General features: G+C 32.3%; 3 protein-coding genes. 2 read left to right on the forward strand and 1 reads right to left on the reverse strand.

The annotated features are described in order from the left end of the window. Both ACVC2P_RS07770 and ACVC2P_RS07775 read left to right on the forward strand, forming a co-directional pair. Positions 1-1,587: leukotriene A4 hydrolase C-terminal domain-containing protein (locus ACVC2P_RS07770; RefSeq protein ID WP_452597912.1), on the forward strand; the 1,587-nt coding region annotated here is incomplete at its 5' end. A 14-nt stretch (positions 1,588-1,601) separates the two neighbouring features. Beyond that, positions 1,602-2,228, forward strand: coding sequence for a class I SAM-dependent DNA methyltransferase (locus ACVC2P_RS07775; protein WP_452597913.1), 627 nt, complete (start codon positions 1,602-1,604; stop codon positions 2,226-2,228). Positions 2,229-2,324: 96 nt separating this feature from the next. On the opposite strand, the gene ACVC2P_RS07780 is transcribed toward ACVC2P_RS07775, so the two are convergent. Beyond that, a partial coding sequence (locus ACVC2P_RS07780) for an NUDIX hydrolase (protein WP_452597914.1) occupies positions 2,325-2,719 on the reverse strand: 395 nt, incomplete at its 5' end.

Here is a 2,719-nt window from a genome sequence, read left to right on the forward strand (position 1 = left end):
TTAGTAGATAATAAAGAAGTAACGTTTTCTCTTGGTAAAAACGATAAACAGTTAGGGCAAGCTTTAAAAATACCATTACAAGCAGCCTCAAAACAAATTACAATATATTATAATACCACTAATAAAACAGAAGCATTACAATGGTTAAGCCCACAACAAACGGCCGATAAAAAAGAACCTTTTTTATTCACACAAGGACAAGCCATTTTAACACGTACTTGGATTCCAATTCAAGATAGTCCACAAATTAGAATAACCTATAATGCTACAGTAAAAGTGCCTTCTCAGCTTATGGCAGTAATGAGTGCAGAGAACCCTAAAGCCAAAACTGCAAATGGCATTTATACTTTTAAAATGCAGCAAGCCATTTCTCCATACTTAATTGCATTAGCCATAGGAGACATAAACTATAAAGCCGTTAGTAATAGAACCGGAATTTATGCAGAACCTTCCATATTAGAAAAAGCACACTATGAGTTTTCAGACATGGAAAAAATGGTAGTCGCCGCAGAAAATTTATACGGAAAATACGACTGGGAACAATTTGATGTTATAGTACTACCACCTAGCTTTCCATTTGGAGGTATGGAAAACCCAAGACTTACTTTTGCAACACCAACAGTAATCGCTGGAGATAAAAGTTTAACCTCCTTAATTGCTCACGAGTTAGCACACTCTTGGTCTGGTAACTTGGTTACAAATGCAACTTGGAATGATTTCTGGCTCAATGAAGGCTTTACAGTATATTTTGAAATGCGCATTATGGAAGCCTTATATGGTAAAAACAGAGCAAACATGCTAGCCTTAATAGGAAGACAAGATTTAGAAGAAGAACTAGAAGGCTTTAAAGACAGTCCAGAGGACACAAAGCTAAAACTAAACTTAAAAGGACGTAATCCAGATGATGGCATGAATAGTATAGCATACGACAAAGGTTATCTCTTTTTAAGAACCTTAGAAGAAAAAGTAGGCAGAGCAAAGTTTGATGCTTTTTTAAAAAACTACTTTAAATCTCATGCATTCTCTACAATGACAACAGAACGTTTTATAGAGTATTTAAATACTAATTTATTAAAAAAACATAACATTACTTTTAACACTAAAGAATGGATTTATAACTCAGGACTTCCAGAAAACCAAGCTATTATAACGTCTAATAAATTTAAAAAAGTAGAAGAAACGCTCGCTACATTTTTAAGCACAAAAACAATAGACAAAACACTAACTCAAAACTGGACAACACAGGAATGGGTGCATTTTGTTCGTAATTTCCCTAAAACAATCACGCCAAAACAAATGGAGCTTATAGATAATGCTTTCGATTTAACACACTCAAATAATTCATATATAGCAATGGTGTGGTTTGAGCAATCTGTAACACATGACTATAGAGGTAATAATGTAGACGACATTATTAAACAATTTTTAAATAAAGTAGGACGCCGTTGGTATGTTTCCACCATTTTTAAAGCCTATAAAAATGCAAACAAAGTGGATGAAGCTATCGAAATCTATAAAAACTCTAGAGCAAATTACCATTCTGTAACTGTAAATACAATAGACAAAATGCTTGAGTATACAGAATAAATAAAGACTTTACAATGAATCGTTATAAAGACACCTTTAAGACATGGAATAAAGTAGCCAAACGCTATGAAGATAAATTCATGGATTTAACGCTTTATAACGATTCTTACGATTTATTTTGTCAATCGCTAAACACTAAAACCCCAAAACTACTAGATATAGGCTGTGGACCAGGAAATATAACTAAATACCTATTATCTAAACTACCCAATAGTGTTATTGAAGGTATAGACATTGCTCCAAATATGGTAAAGCTTGCTAAGCAAAACAACCCCAAAGCCAGTTTTTATGAAATGGACATAAGATCTATTAATACTTTAAAAACTAAATATGATGGTATTATCTGTGGTTTTGGACTCCCTTATTTATCTCAGGCAGATGCTAATTTACTCATAAAAAACAGTTACAACTTACTAAATACAAATGGCATACTGTACATAAGTTTTATAGCTGGTAATTATGAAAACTCTGGCTATGTCTCTGGCAGTACAGGAGACAAACTCTTTTTTTATTACCACAATTTAGAAAACTTAAAACAAGCTTTAATAAATAATAAGTTTAAACTTACTACAACTACTTCTGTAGATTACACAAGCACTACTAAAAAAGAAACACATACTATTTTAATAGCGAAAAAATAGTAACCTATTATTAACAACCCGTTGTGCTTTTTTGGTTACAAACTCTTACTCCCCATACAAGTGTTGTGTTTTTTCAATGATAAAACACACAACAGTTTATATTAAAATCTTAATATTAGCATACGAGTTTTTTAAGGCTTCTGTTACTTCATCCCCTTGTAACCATTCTACTTTTGTAATACCTTCTGCTTCTTGAGGCCACAAGTTTCCACTAAAATTAGTTTTCATTTCAAACCAATACGTAATTTTAATTTTCAGTTTCCCATTACGCTTAAATAAATGGTAAGTAGTTTCCAACGGTTTTGTAATACTTAACCCCTTAACTCCTGTTTCTTCTTCAACCTCCCTAATAGCAGTAACCTCTATAGTTTCTCCTTTTTCTATTTTACCTTTAGGCAAATCCCATTTATCATTTCTATATATAAATAAAATAGCACCAGCTTCATTATATACTTTACCACCTCCAGCTACAACATTAGGCAGCTTTTTAA

It is taken from the genome of Pontimicrobium sp. MEBiC01747 (assembly GCF_053601635.1).